This window comes from Synechococcus sp. CS-205, from assembly GCF_025128255.1.
Lineage (GTDB): Bacteria > Cyanobacteriota > Cyanobacteriia > PCC-6307 > Cyanobiaceae > Regnicoccus_A.
Genome location: NZ_JAHLZB010000024.1, coordinates 39,514 through 56,650 on the forward strand (window position 1 = coordinate 39,514; position 17,137 = coordinate 56,650).

Genomic DNA, 17,137 nt, shown 5'->3' on the forward strand with positions numbered 1-17,137 from the left:
TCCCGTTCTGCCGCTGGGTTCAGGCCCCCAGGAACCAGCCGTAGCTGTGCAGACCGATGCCCAGCAGGTTCACGCCGATGTAGCAGACGACAATCACCAGCAGGCCGGCCACCGCCACCAGGGCGGGCCGTCGTCCCTGCCAACCCCGGCTCAGACGGCTGTGCAGGTAGGCGGCGTAGACCAGCCAGCAGATCAACGCCCAGGTTTCCTTGGGATCCCAGCTCCACCAGCTGCCCCAGGCTTCATTCGCCCAGACGGCTCCGCTCACCAGGCCCACCGAGAGCAGCAGGAACCCCACGGAGATGGTGCGGTAGCTGAGGCTGTCGAGCTGCTCGCTCACCCCGATCGACACACTGCTCAGCTGCAGGTTTCCGGCATCACCGGCCCCGGCCAGCTTGGCCTGGCGATAGCCGCCGCTGCCGATGGAGCTGCTGCGCAGTTGCAGGTCCTGGCCGCGATCGGTGAACAGCACCGCCACCGAGAGCAGTGAACCCACAAGCAGGGCGGCATAGCTCACCATGATCACGCTCACGTGCATCACCAGCCAGCTGGAACGCAGGGCAGGCACCAGTGGCGAGGCCTCCTGCAGGCGATCCGGCAGCGCGAAACTGGCGAAGGCCAGGCAGCCCAGGCCCATGGGTGTGGCCGCCGCGGGCACCAGCGGGCTGGGCCAGGAGCGCTCCACCAGCAGCTGGGTGAGGGTGCAGGCCCAGGCCAGGAAGCAGAGGGATTCGTAGAGGTTGCTGATCGGGAAATGGCCCGACTCCCACCAGCGCAGGGTGAGCTGGGCCGTGAGACTCAGGTTGGCGGCCGCCACCATCAGACGGACCAGGCTGTTGGAGCGCCCGCCACTGAGGCTCCAGAAGGCCAGGGGCAGGGCCACCAGCAGCAGCGCGAAGGCCAGCAGGCCCAGGGAGAGAACCGGATCGTTCACAGAAGCTCGCTCGGGGCGGGGCGAATCAGTGGACCAGTCTGCCTGCAGGCCCGGCTCAGCGGCTGGCCTGACGTAACAGCACCAGGCCCAGGGCCAGGCCGATCAGCACGGGCGACCAGGCCGCCAGCACAGGGGCGAGGGTGCCCTTGACCCCCAGGGAGCTGAAGATGAAGGACATCAGGTAATAGGAGAAGATCAGCAGAACGCTGATGCCGAACCCCTGGCTGCGACTGGTGCGGGCATTGGGTCTGACCCCGAGGCTGCTGCCGATCAGGCCGAAGACCAGGCAGATGGCCGGGAAGGCGAATTTCTCCTGGATCCGCACCCGCAGCCGCCGGGCCTCCTTCTGATCGCCGGCCTCCCGCAACAGCACCTCAGCCCGCAGGGCCTGGGAGACCGACATGCTGGCCGCATCCTTGGGCAGGGCCGCCAGCTTGAGAGGACCCTGGTCAAGCGGGTAGAGATAACGATCGAACTTGGCCGAGGTGGTGGTCTCGTTCTCACCCACCAAAACGATCTGACCATCGCGGAATTCCCACATCCCAACGGAATCGTTCCACGTGCCCTGTCTGGCCTTGAGGATCTGGGTACCGCTGGCACGGCTGAAATCCAGCACCGTCACGTCCTTCATCTCTCCATCCTTGAACTGACGGGAATAGAACAGCTGGGAGAGATAGCGCTCGCTGCCGGTGTCATCGCGGTCGCTGGGGCGGCGGCTGAAGCGGGAATAGATGATGTTGCTGCCCTTCTCCGCTGCGATCGCCTTGCCCAGGGCCTGGTTGAGGGTGTTGGTGGCCTCCAGGTTGGCGCTGGGAACGATCAGGTCGTTGAACACGAAGGTGAGCAGGCTCATCAGCACCGCCACGATCAGGGCGGGCATCACCATCCGCCAGGTGCTCACCCCCACGCTGCGCAGGGCGATCAGTTCGCTGTTGCTCGAGAGGGTGCTGTAGGCCAGCAGGGTGGCCATCAGGGTGGCCATGGGGAACGAGAGCACCAGGAAGCCGGGCATCCTCAGACCGAGCACCTGCAGGGCGGTCAGCATCGGCAGGCCCGATTCGGCCACCCGCCGCACCAGCTCGAAGACCACACCCACCGAGAGCGACACCGCGGTGAAGGCTGCGACGCCGAACAGCAGGGGCCCCAGCAGCTCGTTGGTGAGCCAGCGATCCATCAGCGGCAGGCGCTGCCAGGAGAGCGTGAAGGGCCGCAGCAGGCGCTTGACCCGTGGATTGGCCGGGTGGTTCGTCAACACGCTCACAGCTGAAATCCCTCCCCCAGGTAGTGACGTCGGACCAGGGAGTCGCTGGCCACCTCGGAAGAGGGGCCCGACGCGAGAATGCTGCCCTCGGTGAGGATGTAGGCCCGATCGGTGATCGCCAGGGTTTCGCGCACGTTGTGGTCGGTGATCAGCAGGCCCATGCCCCGCTGGCGCAGGGTGCCGATCAGAGCCTGAAGGTCGGCCACCGCCAGGGGATCGACGCCCGCGAAGGGTTCATCCAGCAGGAGATAGCGCGGTCCCTCATGGCCCACCGCCAACGCCCTGGCCACCTCGCAGCGACGACGCTCTCCGCCCGAAAGTTGGTAGCCGCGGCGGTGCTGGAACTTGCTCAGGTGGAATTCCTCGATCAGTTGCTCCAGCCTCTGGCGCCGCACCCGCAGCGGTGTCCCGCTCTGCTGCAGGGCCAATTGCAGGTTCTCGCGGGTGGTGAGCTGCCGGAACACGCTGGCTTCCTGAGGCAGGTAGCCGATGCCGAGCCGTGCCCGTTTGGGCATCGGCAGACCTTCGACCCGGCGCCCATCCAGCAGCACCTGACCCCTGTCGGGCCTGAGCAGACCCGTCACCAGATTGAAGGTGGTGGTCTTGCCGGCACCGTTGGGGCCGAGCAGGCCCACAACTTCTCCTGGCTCAAGCTCCAGGCTCACCTCCTTCACCAGGGGACGGCCGCCCAGGCTCAGGGCCACGCTCTCCAGGGAGAGGCTCATCGAAGCGGCTGGCTGGGGGTCTGCTGGGGCACGCCGGCTGGCTGGATCTGGGGGGTGGTCTGGATCAGGAGCGTGCTGAACACCTGCTGGCCTTCCAGGGGCTGGGCAAGGGCCCGTTCCCGATTCACCAGGTAGGTGACCCGGTCGGCCTGAAGGGTGTTGCCGTCGTCCTGGATGACGTCCACATCGCCGCTGAGGATGATCATCTCCTCACGGGTGAAGTACTGGGCCTGGCGGGAGGTGGCCACCACCCCTCGATCGGGATAGACGATCCTGACGTTGCCGATGGCCGTGATGATGCCGGTGACGTTGTCCGCCTGCTGGCGATCGGATTCGATCGTGACCAGGCCGGTCGGGGCCGGAGCGACCTCGGGAGTGACCTCGGCAGTCGCCTCCTGGGGGGCGGGGCCGACCTGCTCCCCGGGCTGGATCGGCCTGGCGCAGGCGGGCCCCACCGATCCCAGCATCAGCAGCACGGCTGCCAGGGCCTGAGGGGGGGATGGGCGAAGGGCCGCAAACCTGGGGCACCCCATCCGCACACTCACAAACTGACAGGGCAATCTACGGGCCAGCGCCGCAGGCTGGGAAGGGGCAGGGCGGCTGGATCGCCTCCCACCTGAAGACACGCGAGTCGCGCCGCGCTGGCCTGGCGCAGGTGGTCGAGGTCAAGACCCAGCGCCTCAGGACCGCTGCGGGCCAGCCTGCCCAGTCCTTCACCCAGCAGCACCGTGGCGCCGCGCTGGTTGCCGCGCTCCAGATGGAGATGGGCCACGGCGATCTGCAGCAGACCCTGGAGAACGGGCCGGTCGGGCCCCTGGGTTTCATGCCAGAGCTCCTCGAAGCTGTCGTGGCAGGAATACCACTCGCCGGCATTGAAGAGGTCGACAGCCCGCTGCAAGCGGGGGTCGGCGTCGAGCAGCTCGTTCACCGTTTGGCGGGCTTCTTCGCCGGCAGCTTGCGCAGCCGGATCGACTCCGGGGTGACTTCCAGCATTTCGTCGGGGCCGATGTATTCGAGTGCCCGCTCCAGGGTCATCTGGATCGGCGACTGAAGGGTGTCAAGCACCTCAGCGCCGGCTGAGCGGATGTTGGTGACCTGCTTGGCCTTGCAGACATTGAGCTCGAGGTCGGGCGGACGGTTGTGCTCGCCGACGATCATGCCCTTGTACACCTTGGTGCCAGGGGTGATGAAGAACTGGCCACGGTCTTCGGCGCCCTTGAGGGCATAGAAAGTGGCGGTCCCCTCTTCGTAGGCGATCAGCACCCCGTTGCGACGGGCATCGAAATCACCCTGCATCGGGCGGTATTCGAAGAAGGAGTGGCTCATGATTCCCTCGCCCCTGGTGGCGCGCACGAACTCCCCGCGGAATCCGATCAGCCCCCGTGCCGGAACCACGAACTCCAGCTGGGTACGGCCATCGCTGCCGGTTTCCATGTTCTGCATCTCGCCCTTGCGCATGCCCAGCTTCTCGATGCAGCTGCCGACGGCCTCCTCGGGGACATCCATCACCAGGGTCTCCACAGGTTCGCAGGGAGTGCCGTCGATGGTGCGGAAGATCACCTGGGGCTGGGACACCTGAAATTCAAAGCCTTCCCGGCGCATGGTCTCGATCAGGATGCCCAGGTGAAGCTCACCGCGGCCGCTGACGGCGAAGCGGTCCGGGGAATCGGTGTCCTCGACCCGCAGGGCCACATTGGTCAGCAGCTCCTTCTGCAGCCGGTCGCGCAGCTGGCGGCTGGTGACGAACTTGCCTTCCTTGCCGGCGAAGGGGGAATCGTTGACCACGAAGGTCATCTGCAGGGTGGGTTCATCCACCCGGATCAGCGGCAGGGCCTCGGGATGCTCGGGACAGGCGATGGTCTCGCCGATGTTCACCTCGTCGAAGCCGGCCACGGCCACCAGATCACCGGCACGGGCTTCGGCGATCTCAACTCGGGCCAGGCCTTCGAAACCCAGCAGCTTGCTGATCCGGCCGCGCTTGATGCTGCCGTCGTCGCGGATGAGGGCCGCCGGCTGGCCCGACTTGATCGTGCCGTTGTGCACCCTCCCGATCATGATCCGCCCGAGGAAGTCGGAGTAATCGAGGGTGGTGACCTGCAACTGCAGGGGCTTGGTGGCATCGCCGACCGGCGGTGGCACGTGGCGCAGGATGGCATCAAAGAGCGGCTTCATCGTCTCGCTCTCCGTGGCCATGTCCGGCTTGGCGTAGCCGCCCATGCCGCTGCCGAAGAGGTAGGGGAAGTCGCACTGGTCGTCGTCGGCGCCCAGTTCGAGGAAGAGATCCAGCACCTTGTCGACAGCCTGTTCGGGATCCACCCGGGCCCGGTCGATCTTGTTGACGAACACGATCGGTCGCAGACCCTGTTCCAGAGCCTTCTTCAGCACGAAACGGGTCTGGGGCATCGGCCCCTCGTTGGCATCCACGATCAGCAGCGCCCCGTCGACCATGCCCAGAACCCGCTCCACCTCACCGCCGAAATCGGCGTGGCCAGGGGTGTCGACGATGTTGATGCGGGTGTCGCCGTAGGTGACGGCGGTGTTCTTGGAGAGGATCGTGATGCCGCGCTCGCGCTCCAGGTCGTTGGAGTCCATCACACAGGTGGGCACGGCCTCCCCTTCACGGAAAATGCCCGACTGCTGAAGCAGGGCATCCACCAGGGTGGTCTTGCCATGGTCCACATGGGCAATGATCGCGATGTTGCGAATCGGTGCGCTCTGATTGGCGCTCATACGGGATCTCTCGCTTAATCTTGTCGGCAGCAACCGAAACGGTTGCAACAATCCATCACCTTATCCCAGCACCACCGAAGAGCCTCCGGTTTGATCAGTTAAAGGAGCCGATGCGCCAGATCCAGATGCGCCAGGTGCGCTTCCCGGCTCAGCCGCTGGTCTGCCAGGCCGCTCAACCTCCCAGCTGGCGGGCCGGTTCGAACAGGCGCAGGGCCTCGAGCGATCCCTCATAGCGCCAGTGCCACGGCTCGTAGCTCACCCCCTGGCTGTTGCCCCTGGGGAAGGAGAGCTGGAAATGAAAACGATTGGCATTGGCGTCGAGCCAGCGGAACGCTGCCGTGCGATCGAAGCTTTCACTCAGGTCGCTCTGGGGGTTGGCGCCGTCCCCGAGGTCGACCGCGTAGCCGGTGCTGTGCTCGGAGAACCCTGGTGGTGCACTGACCTCGGCCCGCTCCTGGGCGCTCTGGTTCCGCTCCGCCTTGACATCGAAGAAGATCCCCTGCTGCAGTTCGATCGAGCGAAAAGCGCTCAGCAGGCGCAGGTCCACACCATCGTCGGCGGCAGCCCGCTGCATCGCCAGCAGGGCGTCAGCGGCCTCGGGCCGCAGCTTCAGCCCCGGGGCCACCGCCACCAGCAGGCTGCTGCCCGCTTCGGGGTAGGGAAAGTGGCCCAGCAGGCGGCCGTCCAGGCTCTGGCGCGCCTCCAGGCCAGGCACCGGGGGCGGCGCCAGCCAGCGCCGCAGCGGCTGAAGGAACAGCACCACCCCGGCGCCCGCCACCGCCAGCAGGACGCCGATCGTGGTGGCCACGGGCTTGAGCAGACCTCTGCGGCCACGGCCCTCGGGCAGGGAGCGGCGTGCCACCGGCAGATCCTCGCGCTGCTGATCGCGCTTCAGGCGCTGCGGCCTTTGCGGGGGCACGCAACCTCGTAACAAACTTCGACACAATCGTAGGTCTCAGCCCTGGCCTGACCAGCATCGAACTGGGCGTGGGTGTTAGCTTCGCGCCCAAGGATCATTCCCGCGGAGCAGGTTTCAAGATGTTGCGAGTCGCAGTGGTGGGTGGCGGCCCGAGCGGTTCCTGCGCAGCCGAAGTGCTAGCGAAGGCTGGAATTGAGACCTGGCTCTTCGAGCGAAAGCTTGACAACGCCAAGCCGTGTGGTGGGGCCATTCCGCTCTGCATGGTCGAGGAATTCGACCTGCCCGAGTCGATCATCGACCGGAAGGTGCGCAACATGCGCATGATCTCCCCCTCCAATCGTGAGGTGGATATCCATCTCGACAACAAGGAGGAATACATCGGCATGTGCCGGCGGGAAATCCTCGACGGTTTCCTGCGCAACCGGGCGGCTGATCTGGGGGCCCACCTGATCAATGGTCTCGTTCAGTCCATCGACACCGGCTCATCGCGCCAGGGTCCCTACACCCTGCACTACGCCGACTACTCCGGCGGTGGCCCCACCGGCGAGATCAAGAGCCTCGAGGTGGACCTGATCGTGGGTGCGGATGGAGCCAACAGCCGGGTGGCCAAGGCCATGGATGCGGGCGACTACAACGTGGCCATCGCCTTTCAGGAGCGGATCCGCCTGCCCAAGGAGGAGATGAGCTACTACGAGGATCTGGCCGAGATGTACGTCGGCACCGACGTCTCCCCTGATTTTTATGCCTGGGTCTTCCCCAAGTACGACCACGTGGCCGTGGGAACGGGAACGATGCAGAAAAACCAGGCGCTGATCAAGAGCCTCCAGAAGGGCATCCGCAAGCGGGCCAGTGCAAGGCTGCTGCGTGGTGAGGTGATCAAGGTGGAGGCCCACCCCATTCCTGAGCATCCCAGGCCCCGTCGGGTGGTGGGTCGCATGGCCCTGGTGGGCGATGCCGCCGGCTATGTCACCAAGAGCTCCGGGGAAGGGATCTACTTCGCCGCCAAGAGCGGACGCATGTGCGCCGAGCAGATCGTTGCCGCCAGTGCCTCCGGCAGCAGGATTCCCACCGAATCCGACCTCAAGGTCTACATCCGCAAGTGGGACAAGCAGTACGGGGCCACCTACAAGGTGCTGGAAATTCTCCAGAACATCTTCTACCGCAATGATGCGGCCAGGGAGGCTTTCGTCGAGATGTGCGACGACAAGGACGTGCAGCGGCTCACCTTCGACAGCTACCTCTACAAGCGGGTGGTGATGATGAACCCCTGGCAGCAGATCAAGCTCACCCTGCTCACCCTCGGTGCCGTGCTGCGCGGCAATGCCCTGGCCCCACAGTCCTACAAACCTGTGCCCAGCGTGGTCCGCAGTCCTGAGGAAATGGAAGCCTGGCTGGCCACCCTCGCTCAGGAATCGGAGCAGCAGCAGGGAGTGGGCCGAGCCAAGGGTGAGCCCAAGGCCGGTGCTGTGGCGGCCACCCCTGAGGTGAGCGAGGAGCAGCGGGAACCCGCGCTGGCGGCCAAGGGCTGAGGGGAGGCCTGAGGCTGGTCCCCTCCAGCAGCCTCAGCTGCTGAGCTTGCTGAAATCGGCCAACTCGGCGGCCTGGTTGCGCAACACCCCGAGCAGGTTCAGGCGGTTGCTGCGCACGCCTGGGTCGTCGCACATCACCATCACGCTGGTGGCCCCATCGAAGAAGGCCGAGAGGGCCACGGCCCCTTCGGCCAGCTTGCTGGCCAGCTCGCGGTAGCGCACCTCAGGGTTCTGCACCGCCAGGATCGGCTCAAGCTCCTCCAGCACCTGCAGCATGCCCGCCTCGCTGGCGGAGCTGAACAGCGCCGGATCCACCACTGCTGCCGGGCTCAGCACATCGGCTGGCAGGGTCCCCTTCACCGCCAGCCGTGCCGCCCGTTGCACCACGGCCTGCACCGGCGCCAGCTGGCCGTCACGGCGCAGGTGCGCCAGCAGGGTCAGGCGCTGACGGCCATCGATCGGGTTGCCCAGCAGGCGCTGGGCTGAGACTCCATCCCCCGCCACGGCCTGGACAAGGTCGGGATCGAAGCCTTCCTCATCGAACAGGGAGACCATGCGCTGGCGCAGGGCTTCCACCAGTTCGCCGGCGAGAGCGGGGGCCTCGATCTCCAGCTCGGGCAGTCGCTGGGCCCATTGGGCTGTCGCCTGCTCCAGCAGGCTGACCAGATCCAGGGACCAGCCCCGCTCCCAGAGAATCTGCAACACGCCATTGCCTGCCCGGCGCAGGGCGTAGGGATCCGAGGAGCCGCTCGGTCGTTCTCCTTTGGCATAGATGCTGAGCAGCAGTTCCAGGCGCTCGGCCAGGGCAACCACCGCCCCGGCTCCCGACGCGGGCGGCTGATCCGAGGCGCCCCTGGGCAGGTAATGCTCCAGCACCGCCAGGGCCACTTCCCTGGATTCCCCCTCCGCCAGGGCGTACTTGGCCCCCATCACCCCCTGCAGTTCCGGGAATTCACCCACCATCTGACTGACCAGATCGTGCTTGCAGAGGTGCGCCGCCCGCAGGGCCGCGACCTGGCTCTCCGGCGGCAGGGAGAGGTGCTTCAGCAGCAGTCCGCACAGCCATTGGAGGCGATCACTGCGATCGAGCAGGCTGCCGAGGCCATCCGCGAAGGTGACGCTGGCTAAGCGCTGGCGCCGCTGCTCGCAGGTGATGGCGCGGTCGGCTTCCAGAAAGAACTCCGCATCGGCCAGACGGGCTTTGAGCACCCGTTCATTGCCTCGCCGCACCGTGTCAGCCGCTTCCGGCAGACCATTGCCGATACAGAGAAAGCGGGGCAGCAGGCTGTCCCGGGCTGAGAGGGCGAGGGGATCCTCAGGCGCATCCAGACGCCGCAGTGGAACGTAGCGCTGGTGGCTGCGCATCACCGTGCTCAGCACCTCCGGCGGCAGGGCCAGGAAGCGCGGCTCCACCGATCCCTCGATCAGGCTTGGGCTCTCCACAAGATCCACCAGTTCCTCGAACAGCTCCTCGGGCAGGTCAGGCCGCGCCTGGGCCGCTGTGGCGGCCTCAAGCACCTGCTGGCGGATCCAGTCGGCCCGTTGCTGGCGTTCCACGATCACGCCGGCGGCAGCCAGGCTTGCGCTGTGGCTGTCGGCGTCGGCAATGGCCGGCGTCTGCTCTGACAACCGGTGGCCGCGGCTGATCCGGCCGCTGCGGATCGCTGGATCACTGCCCTCCAGCACCAGGGGAATCACCTGCTGATCGAGCAGGGCCACCAGCCAGCGGATCGGCCGGCTGAAGCGCAGCTCCCCTTCGCCCCAACGCATGAAGCGCCTTCCCTGCAGGCCGGTGATCCAGGCCGGGATGCGCTCCGCCAGCACCTCCGCGCTGGGGCGACCTGGCTGCAGAATCCGGGCGAACACGAACGGGCCCTTGGCGGTCTGGCGCACCTCCAGGCTGGCTGGATCGACCCCGCAGCGGTTGGCGAAACCGATCGCAGCCGGGCCCGGTCGTCCATCCACGAAGGCCTGGGCTGCGGGTGGACCCTTGCGTTCCTCGGCCAGGTCATCCTGTGCCAGGGGCAGATCGGCGACGCGCACCACCATGCGCCGCGGTGTGCCTGTGGCTTGGACAAGGCCATGGGGCAGGCGCTGGGCGGCCAGATCGTGACGCACCTGCTGCTCCAGCTGGGGCAGGGCCAGGCGCGCGAAATCTGCCGGCAGTTCTTCGGTTCCGATTTCCAGCAGGAACGTGGCCACTTGCACAGCTCAGCAGCCTGTGACTGTATTGAAAGCCCGTCAGCTCCACCCTGCTTCGCTACCTTCAAAGGACGCTGGTGCCCCTGTTGTGACCCTGACCCCCGAACGTCATCGCAAGTCGTCGGGGATCAGCCGTTCGCAGACTGAAACCGAGTCCGGGGTTGCCGGGGAACGATCCTCTCCCGCCAAGGCAGGGTCCGCCGGCAACGGCCATGGCGACCCCGCAGCGGCAACAAAGCCCCCCAGCAAGTTTGAGCGGCTGAAGGCGGCCAGCGACTACCTGAAGGAGCCTCTGGCCACCGAACTGGAGAACGAGAAGCCCTTCTTCACCGATGGCGCTGTTCAGATACTCAAGTTCCACGGCAGCTACCAGCAGGACGACCGCGACAACCGTCAGAAGGGCCAGGAGAAGGACTGGCAGATGATGCTGCGCCTGCGCAGCCCCGCCGGTCGCATTCCAGTGCCGCTCTACCTGGCGATGGATGACCTCGCCGATCGCCTCGGCAACGGCACCCTGCGGCTCACCACCCGTCAGGCCTTTCAGATGCATGGCATCGCCAAGGCCGACATCCGTGAGGTGATCGGCACGATCGTGCGCTCGATGGGCTCCACCCTTGCCGCCTGCGGCGACATCAACCGCAACGTGATGGCTCCGGCCGCTCCCTTCGAGAAGGGGGGGTACCCCGTCGCCAGGCGTCTGGCCGATGAGATCGCCGACCTGATCGCTCCGGTGGCGGCCGAGGGGTCGTACCTGGATCTCTGGGTCGATGGTGACCACAGCTACCGCTTCAAACCGACCGCGGCGGTGAAACGCGCCCGCCGGCGGCAGCAGGAGGGGGCCGGATACAGCGGCGACCCCAACGAGCCGCTCTACGGAGGCACCTACCTCCCACGCAAATTCAAGGTGGCCGTGACGGTGCCAGGGGACAACTCCGTGGATCTGCTCACTCAGGACATCGGCCTGGTGGCGTTCACCGATCCCTCGGGCCGCCTGCGCGGTTGCAACGTCTACGTGGGTGGTGGCATGGGCCGCACCCACAACAAGGAGGAAACCTTCGCCCGCACCGCCGACCCACTCGGCTACGTGGCGGCTGACGATGTGCTCGATCTGGTGCAGGCCATCGTGGCCCTCCAGCGCGACCATGGCGACCGGGACCAGCGGCGTCACGCCCGCATGAAGTACCTGATCCACGACCGCGGGGTCGATTGGTTCCGCCAGGAGCTCAGCCGCTACCTGAAGGCTCCGATCAAGCCCCTGCGGGCGGAACCGAAGCCTCGCCTGGACGACTACCTCGGTTGGCACCGCCAGAGCCGTGGTCTCTGGTTCGTGGGGCTGCCCCTGCTCTGCGGACGGCTGGAGGGTGAGCGCAAGCGCGGCTTGCGGCGGCTGATCGAGACCTACCAGCTGGAAGTGCGGCTCACGCCCAACCAGGATCTTCTGCTCTGCTCGATCGGCACCTCCCAGCGCAGCAGCGTGAAGGAGGCCCTGGCCGCCCTTGGCTTCGAGGCCCCGGAATCGCCCTCCCTGCTGGCACGCCATGCCATCGCCTGCCCGGCGCTGCCGACCTGCGGCCTGGCGATCACCGAATCGGAGCGGATCCTGCCCTCCGTGCTCGAGCGCCTCGAGGCGCAGCTGCAGCGGCTCGGCATCGAGCGTCCGGTGCTCGTGCGCATGACCGGCTGCCCGAACGGTTGCGCCAGGCCCTACATGGCCGAAGTCGGCCTGGTGGGCAGCGGCGTCGAGCAGTACCAGCTCTGGTTGGGGGGTACTCCCAACCTCACCCAGCTGGCGGCTCCCTACCTGGAACGCATGCCCCTGGCTGAGCTGGAGTCCACCCTGGAGCCGCTGCTTCTGCGCTGGAAGAGCGAGGGTGGTCGCCAGAGTTTCGGCCAGTTCGTCTCCGGCCTCGGGGCCGAGCGGATTCACGACCTGCTCCCCACCGCCAGCTGATGGCGGCGCCGTGCCGACCCGGCCCTGCCGCTCTGCTGGCGGGCTTCGCCAGCCTGGCCCTGCTGGCCAGCGGTCCAGGGATCCCGTCGTTCGAGGCGCGCACGATGCCCCCACGACCGAAAACTCCCGTCAGGCTTTATCAGCCCGACGGTGACACCTGCCGGGAGGAGCACCTGCTCAAGGCCTACCGGAACCAGTTGCAGCAATTTGCGGATCAACCACCGCAGGTGCTGCAGCGCCTGCGTCAGATGCAGCTGGAGCTGGGGGAGGCCAGCTTGAAGCGCTGCGCCAACGAGGGGCTGATCAGCCGTGAGGAGGCTGACCGCATCTGGAGGGAGCTGCAGCGTCAGCCCCTGCCAGGATCCCAGCCGCCATAGATCGCGACGGCCTCCCCCTGCCGCCAGGCCCAGAGCTGATCACCATGGCTGAAATGCCACCACTCGTTGGGGTGCTGGGCGAAGCCGGCGCCGGTCATCACCTCGCGCAGCAGGCAGCGCCGCCGGTGCCACTCCAGCTCACGCTCGCCTGATCCTCTGGCGCCCTCAAGGCGTTGCTCTCGCTTCGAAGGGTCGTAGTGGTCGGGCTCCGAGACAGCCCCGATCGCATCGATCTCGCCGCCCAGGTCGAGCGGTTCGCCGTCGCGGGTCGCCAGGGTGAGGTCCACGGCCGCACCGGTGCTGTGGGGAGGCGGTGTGGTCGGATTCCGGCTGGGGGGTGCCCAGAAGCGGCCCACCTCTGCCGTCACCGCCTCCAGCGCGGCGCTGCTCTGCCGAGGGTCCACGCCCAGCCGCCGGCATTCGCTGCTGATGGTGTGCTCCACCATGAACTGCTGAACCTGCACGGGCCGCCAGCCGTCGAAGATGGCCAGGCACCAGCTGCTCTGCTGGCGCTGCAGCTCGATCTGGGCCCTGAGCAGGCGTTCCACCACGCTGCGACGCAGCTGGAAAGGGCTGCGGCCCTCCCCGTAGGGGGCCCCCAGCGACGCGTAGGGGTGGGGCTCGAGGCGCAGCAACGCCTCGGGCAGGGGAACCAGCGGTTCGGCGGCCTCCTGGATCGGAATCGGGCTCCAGGGCCTGAGCAGGGAGGAGCTCACGCGCGGGGGTGGCGGGGACGGCTCAATTCAAGCTGCCGGCTTCCGCCTGTCGCTGTCGTTGCTCGAGCAGCGCCTGGCGCAGGCCAGGGTGCTGCTGGAGCTCGGGATCGAGCTCAAGCAGCCGCCGCGCCAGCGCTCGCGCTTCCTCCAGCACCTCCCCGTCGTCGCTGAGGCTGGCCAGGGCCAGATCGGGCAGCCCCGACTGCCGGGTTCCCAGCACCTGCCCGGGGCCCCGCAGCTGCAGATCCATCTCGGCGATCTCGAAGCCGTCGCTGGAGCGCACCAGCAGCTCCAGCCGCTGCTGGGCCTGCCCGGCCTTGCCGTCGTTGATCAGCAGGCAGTGGGAGGCGGCCGCCCCGCGGCCCACCCGCCCCCGCAGCTGATGAAGCTGGGCCAGCCCGAAGCGCTCGGCGTGCTCGATCACCATCACGCTGGCCTCGGGCACATCGACCCCCACCTCCACCACGGTGGTGGACACCAGCACATCGCAATGGCCGCTGGAAAAGGCACCGATTGCCTCCTGCTTGCGGGGGCTCGGCATGCGCCCGTGCAGCAGGCCCACCCGCAGCTCCGGGAACACCTCCTCCTGCAACTGGCGGTGGACGGCCACGGCCGAACGCAGGTCCAGGGTCTCCGACTCCTCCACGAGGGGCAGCACCACATAGGCCCGCTGGCCCCGGGCCACCTCCTCGCGGATCAGCTCGTAGGCCTCCTGGCGCTGGCCGCCCCGCAGCAGGCGGGTGCGGATGGGGGTGCGTCCCGGTGGCAGGCCATCGATCTGACTCACCTCCAGGTCGCCGTGCACCGAGAGGGCCAGGGTGCGCGGGATCGGTGTGGCGGTCATGGTCAGCAGGTGAGGCTGCAGGCCCTTGCCCATCAGCCGGTCACGCTGGCGCACGCCGAAGCGGTGTTGTTCATCCACCACCACCAGCCCCAGCCGGGCAAAGGCCACCGGATCCTCGAGCAGCGCATGGGTGCCCACCAGCAGCTGCAGCTGACCATTGGCCAGGTCCTGGAGCAGCTGGCGGCGACGCCCTGCCGGGGTTGATCCCGTCAGCAGGGCCGTGCTCACGTGCAGCTGGCTGAGCCATTCCCCCAGCTTGCGGGCATGCTGCTCGGCGAGCACTTCCGTGGGGGCCATCAGGGCCCCCTGGCAACCGGCTTCGATGGCCACGAGCAGGGCCGCGATGGCCACCACGGTCTTGCCGCTGCCCACATCCCCCTGCAGCAGGCGCGCCATCGGCTGCTCCTGCTCCAGATCGGCCTGGATGTCGGAGAGCACCCGCCGCTGGGCCTGGGTCAGCTGGAAGGGCAGCAACTCGAGAAAGGAGGCCATCAGGCTCGACTGCCCCCTGGGCATTCGAAGGGGCCGGGCCGGGCGCCGGGCCAGCTGCCGGCGCCGTTGCAGCAGGCTGAGCTGCAGCAGCAGGAATTCATCGAAGACCAGCCGGTGGCGGCTGGCCCTGAGTGCCTCGCGATCAGCGGGATCGTGCAACCCGCGCAGGGCCGTGGCTCGATCCAGCAGACCCTCCTGCCGCCGCAGGGCGGCCGGCAGGGGATCACCCCAGTGCGCCGCGGCGGAGAGCACCGTCTGGATGGCCTGGCGCAGACGTTCGGCGCCGAGCCCCTCGGTGAGGGCATAGACCGGCACCAGCCGTCCGATCTGGCGCGAGCGCACAGGGGTGCCCGGGGAGTCGAGCACTTCCAGCAGGGGATCCTGCAGGGTGGGGCCGTAGGGGGTCTGCCTTACCAGGCCGCTGGCGGCCACGCTGCAGCCTGGGGGGAACTGCCGCTGCTGGGCCTTGAGCCAGCCCGGGGAACTGAACCGCTTGCCGGCGAAGAACTTGCTCAGCCGCAACCGTCCGGTGATGTCGTGCACCTGCAGTTCCAGGATCACCAGCCTGGGGTTGCGGGGGCTGGCGAAGGCATGGCAGCGCTTCACCGTGGCCACGATCGTGGCGGTGCTGCCGGGAACCAGCTCCTGGATCCGCACCAGATTGGCGTAATCGAGATAGTCGCGGGGGTAGTGGCGCAGCAGGTCCCGGGCCAGCAGCAATCCCAGGCTGGCCAGGCGCGTGGCGGTTTTCGGCCCGATCCCCGGCACCTCGCCCAGGGGGGTGTCGGGTTGGAGGAGACCGGCCGTCCTGCGGCCTGCCGTGCCCCCGCAGCCGGAGGGCGCTGGCGAGGAGGCCAGCCTCAGTCGAGGGGGTCCGGGTGGGCGCGGAGGATTCAGGCTTCGGCGCAGGCCATGCAGCCGCTCCCGGCAACGTCGAAGCAGCGACTGGCGCTGGGCCTGGGACAGGTCGTCGTAGCGCCTGAACAGGTCGGCCAGGGTGGCCAGGGCGGCCGCTGCCTCTGGCAACCGCTGGATCAGACCTTCAGGGGGCCGGCGGCACTCGCGCTCGAGAAACACGCTGAACCGTTCCCGACGGCCCTGAAGGTTCTCGAAGCCGCGCTCCACCTCCAGCTGCAGCGCCTGCTGGAGGGTGGTGATCCAGGTCCCATGGTCCTCGGAGGCCCCAGCGGCGGGACCAGGCGACTCGCCCGGGTTCAGGCCGGGGCCTCGGGGCTGGACTGGCTGTCCTGCATCCACTGCTGTTCCGCTTCCAGGGCCCGGGCCCGCCGCTGCCAGTGGCGGTACTGCTGAGCCATTTTGCGCACGCTGGCCCGTCGCTGCTCCAGGCGCTTGCGGCAGGTGCGCAGGCGGGGTTGCTCGTATTCGATGTCGCCTGTGCGCAGCAGTACCCCAAGGGCCTGCACCTGCGCGGGTGTGTCGGGGGTGCCGAAGGGCAACTGGATCTTCAGCAGGTTGGCCGGGGCCGGCAGGGCCTCCAGCTGTCCCTGCAGGACAGCGTCGAGCAGGCTCAGGGGCAGCAGGCTGCGGGTGAGCCCCAGTTTGATCAGATCCAGGTTGATGGCGTGGGAGAGGTTGCGCAGGCGCCGCTGCAGGGCACGGTCCAGGGCCTTCCACCACTCCAGCAGCTCCAGGGGCTGCCTCGGCACCAGGCCCGGTTCGTTCCGGCTGCCTCCGGGCTCACTCGAGGGTGACTCAGCTATCTCCGCGCTGTGCGGGACGCTGAGGCCGGGTCCCTGGTCTTGGGTCTCCCCGGAGTTGGCCATCACCAGCAGGGCGCGCAGGATGTCGGTGGGATCGTCAGCCTCGCCCTCCACCGAATCTGCTCCGCTGTCGTCTTCTCTGTCTTCTTCGACTTCTTCGACTTCTTCGCCCTCCTCGAGGTCGACGTCCTGGTCCTCGTGCCCGGCGATGTCGTTGGAAGGGGCCTCGAGAAGCTCGCTGAGGCCGGCCAGCGCAGGGATACCAGCGGAGAACAGCTCGGCGGAGAGGGGCAGGTTCAGATCCAGCCGGATCGAGCCGGCCGGCTCCTCACGCTCCTCCTGATCGTCCGTCTCGGGGTCGGATCCGGCCTCGGAGGACATCTGCTCCAGGGCCTGGTTCAGGCGCCGTTGCTCCAGCTCCCCCTGGCGCCTCTTCTCGGTCTGAACCTGGCGGGCGAGCACCAGGAGCTGCTCGAGGGTCAGGAGGCAGCCGCAACGGTGGACCAGTTGCTCCAGCCGCCGGGGCAGTTCCTGCCGCTGGAGGTCACTGAGCTGCTGGTAGCGCTCGGGGACCACCTGGGTGGCCACATGAAAAACGGCCTGCTGAACAGTGTCCAGCAGGCCTTCGCGCAACACCTGGAGGTAGAGGGCCAGGTCGCGGTACAGGTCCCGATGACCCTCCGCCAGACTCCGGCGAATCCGATCGAGGTGCCCTCGGGCTTCGGACAACGCGGTG

14 protein-coding genes are annotated in these 17,137 nt (G+C 67.6%); 3 read left to right on the top strand and 11 right to left on the bottom strand.

The genetic code is table 11. The features are described from left to right. Nucleotides 1-19: 19 nt before the first annotated feature. From ccsB to KQ297_RS05425, 7 genes are all read right to left on the bottom strand, one after another. Nucleotides 20-934, bottom strand: coding sequence for a c-type cytochrome biogenesis protein CcsB (gene ccsB, locus KQ297_RS05395; RefSeq protein ID WP_185466188.1), 915 nt, complete (start codon nt 932-934; stop codon nt 20-22). Between the two features lie 55 nt (nt 935-989). After that, complete coding sequence (locus KQ297_RS05400; RefSeq protein ID WP_259738703.1) at nt 990-2,108, bottom strand: LptF/LptG family permease; 1,119 nt, start codon at nt 2,106-2,108, stop codon at nt 990-992. An 83-nt stretch (nt 2,109-2,191) separates the two neighbouring features. Continuing rightward, a complete protein-coding gene (gene lptB / locus KQ297_RS05405) occupies nt 2,192-2,920 on the bottom strand; it encodes an LPS export ABC transporter ATP-binding protein (protein ID WP_259738512.1) in 729 nt (242 codons plus the stop codon). Then, nucleotides 2,917-3,453 (bottom strand): LptA/OstA family protein, encoded by a 537-nt coding sequence (locus tag KQ297_RS05410; RefSeq protein WP_259738513.1) that lies wholly within the window; start codon nt 3,451-3,453, stop codon nt 2,917-2,919. Before KQ297_RS05410 ends, lptB begins: the two co-directional genes overlap by 4 nt. Nucleotides 3,454-3,461: 8 nt before the next feature. Next, nucleotides 3,462-3,839, bottom strand: coding sequence for a DUF309 domain-containing protein (locus tag KQ297_RS05415; RefSeq protein WP_399251351.1), 378 nt, complete (start codon nt 3,837-3,839; stop codon nt 3,462-3,464). A 5-nt stretch (nt 3,840-3,844) separates the two neighbouring features. Beyond that, a complete protein-coding gene (gene typA, locus KQ297_RS05420; RefSeq protein WP_259738515.1) occupies nt 3,845-5,650 on the bottom strand; it encodes a translational GTPase TypA in 1,806 nt (601 codons plus the stop codon). 172 nt (nt 5,651-5,822) lie between these two features. Further along, complete coding sequence (locus KQ297_RS05425; protein ID WP_259738516.1) at nt 5,823-6,569, bottom strand: D-alanyl-D-alanine carboxypeptidase family protein; 747 nt, start codon at nt 6,567-6,569, stop codon at nt 5,823-5,825. A gap of 119 nt (nt 6,570-6,688) precedes the next feature. Between KQ297_RS05425 and chlP the strand changes: the two genes are divergently transcribed. Continuing rightward, nucleotides 6,689-8,098, top strand: a complete 1,410-nt coding sequence (gene chlP, locus KQ297_RS05430; protein WP_259738517.1) for a geranylgeranyl reductase — start codon at nt 6,689-6,691, stop codon at nt 8,096-8,098. Nucleotides 8,099-8,131: 33 nt separating this feature from the next. Here chlP and glyS read toward each other — a convergent pair whose 3' ends face one another. Further along, complete coding sequence (gene glyS / locus KQ297_RS05435; RefSeq protein WP_259738518.1) at nt 8,132-10,300, bottom strand: glycine--tRNA ligase subunit beta; 2,169 nt, start codon at nt 10,298-10,300, stop codon at nt 8,132-8,134. An 88-nt stretch (nt 10,301-10,388) separates the two neighbouring features. Here glyS and sir point away from each other — a divergent pair, with 88 nt between their 5' ends. Both sir and KQ297_RS05445 read left to right on the top strand, forming a co-directional pair. Next, a complete protein-coding gene (sir, locus tag KQ297_RS05440) occupies nt 10,389-12,251 on the top strand; it encodes a sulfite reductase, ferredoxin dependent (protein ID WP_259738519.1) in 1,863 nt (620 codons plus the stop codon). After that, the gene (locus KQ297_RS05445) at nt 12,251-12,628 is read left to right on the top strand and encodes a hypothetical protein (protein ID WP_259738520.1); all 378 of its coding nucleotides are present in this window, start codon (nt 12,251-12,253) and stop codon (nt 12,626-12,628) included. Before sir ends, KQ297_RS05445 begins: the two co-directional genes overlap by 1 nt. Here the strand turns inward: KQ297_RS05445 and KQ297_RS05450 are convergent. Genes KQ297_RS05450 through KQ297_RS05460 form a run of 3 tightly spaced genes read right to left on the bottom strand, consistent with a single transcriptional unit; the run spans nt 12,598 to nt 17,130 of the window. Further along, nucleotides 12,598-13,344, bottom strand: a complete 747-nt coding sequence (locus tag KQ297_RS05450) for a M15 family metallopeptidase (RefSeq protein ID WP_259738521.1) — start codon at nt 13,342-13,344, stop codon at nt 12,598-12,600. The genes KQ297_RS05445 and KQ297_RS05450 overlap by 31 nt on opposite strands. A gap of 22 nt (nt 13,345-13,366) precedes the next feature. After that, a complete protein-coding gene (gene recG, locus KQ297_RS05455) occupies nt 13,367-15,937 on the bottom strand; it encodes an ATP-dependent DNA helicase RecG (RefSeq protein WP_259738522.1) in 2,571 nt (856 codons plus the stop codon). Next, nucleotides 15,895-17,130, bottom strand: a complete 1,236-nt coding sequence (locus KQ297_RS05460; RefSeq protein WP_259738523.1) for a hypothetical protein — start codon at nt 17,128-17,130, stop codon at nt 15,895-15,897. Before KQ297_RS05460 ends, recG begins: the two co-directional genes overlap by 43 nt. Between the last annotated feature and the right edge of the window lie 7 nt (nt 17,131-17,137).

What these genes read in the sequence shown, in the direction of transcription:
- KQ297_RS05400 (WP_259738703.1), bottom strand. Translation starts at nt 2,108, where the DNA reads ATGGATCGCTGGCTCACCAACGAGCTGCTGGGGCCCCTGCTGTTCGGC.
- chlP (WP_259738517.1), top strand. Translation starts at nt 6,689, where the DNA reads ATGTTGCGAGTCGCAGTGGTGGGTGGCGGCCCGAGCGGTTCCTGCGCA.
- KQ297_RS05445 (WP_259738520.1), top strand. Translation starts at nt 12,251, where the DNA reads ATGGCGGCGCCGTGCCGACCCGGCCCTGCCGCTCTGCTGGCGGGCTTC.
- lptB (WP_259738512.1), bottom strand. Translation starts at nt 2,920, where the DNA reads ATGAGCCTCTCCCTGGAGAGCGTGGCCCTGAGCCTGGGCGGCCGTCCC.
- KQ297_RS05410 (WP_259738513.1), bottom strand. Translation starts at nt 3,453, where the DNA reads ATGGGGTGCCCCAGGTTTGCGGCCCTTCGCCCATCCCCCCCTCAGGCC.
- typA (WP_259738515.1), bottom strand. Translation starts at nt 5,650, where the DNA reads ATGAGCGCCAATCAGAGCGCACCGATTCGCAACATCGCGATCATTGCC.